At 37.8% G+C, this 775-nt stretch carries 1 protein-coding gene and 1 tRNA gene; both read left to right on the plus strand.

Annotated features, from left to right (window positions below):
* Window positions 1-463, plus strand: a 463-nt coding sequence (locus tag J536_RS24595) for a protein kinase domain-containing protein (protein WP_032064325.1), incomplete at its 5' end; no start/stop codon positions are given.
* 92 nt (window positions 464-555) lie between these two features.
* Window positions 556-640: transfer RNA gene (locus tag J536_RS24600), tRNA-Leu, on the plus strand.
* Window positions 641-775 lie beyond the last annotated feature (135 nt).

A 775-nucleotide genomic window follows, 5' to 3' on the forward strand; every position in this document is an offset into this window, starting at 1 on the left:
TAAGATTTGGTTGGCAATAAATAAGCTTGCAGAGCTTCATGAACTTGGCTGGATTCATGGTGACGTTAAGGCAGAACATTTTAGAAAGTTTCAGCAAAAGCCTTATTTAATTGATTTTGAGAAAACGAGACCGATTTCAAGTTGCGATACAGTCATGGATGCAACACCTCGTTATATGGCTCCTGAGCTATTTAGAGGAGGGCATAAGGGAATACAAAGCGATTTATATGCTTTTGGCATCGTTCTATATGAATGGTTAACACAAACTCGCTTAGAAGTTGGTAGTTATCGTGATTGGGCAGTCTTGCACTGTCAAAAATTAAACATTCAATTACCCACGCAGTTTTTGATTTTTTATCCCTTACTTGCAGGTTTATTACAAAAACAACAGCAAAATCGGTTTTCAAATGCTGATGAAGCAATAAATTGCTTAAAAGAGATTCAAATTGATAAAAATCATTGATCTAGTATCTGTATACAATTTACACGGTTAGTTTTTTTTAGAAAAAAAACACTTGTCACTGTCAGATCTTATCGCTAATATACACAGCCATCGGGGGCGTGGCGAAATTGGTAGACGCACTGGATTTAGGTTCCAGCGCCGCAAGGTGTAAGAGTTCGAGTCTCTTCGCCCCCACCATTAAAAAAGCAAGATTATGATCTTGCTTTTTTTGTGATTAAATCTTGAGTGTTTAATCATGAATATAGAGGATTGGTGTAATGGTAGCATGACGGTCTCCAAAACCGTTCGTCAAGGTTCGAGTCCTTGATCCTC

The sequence above is a fragment of the Acinetobacter sp. 809848 genome (genome assembly GCF_000581275.1).
Classification (GTDB): Bacteria; Pseudomonadota; Gammaproteobacteria; order Pseudomonadales; family Moraxellaceae; genus Acinetobacter; species Acinetobacter pittii.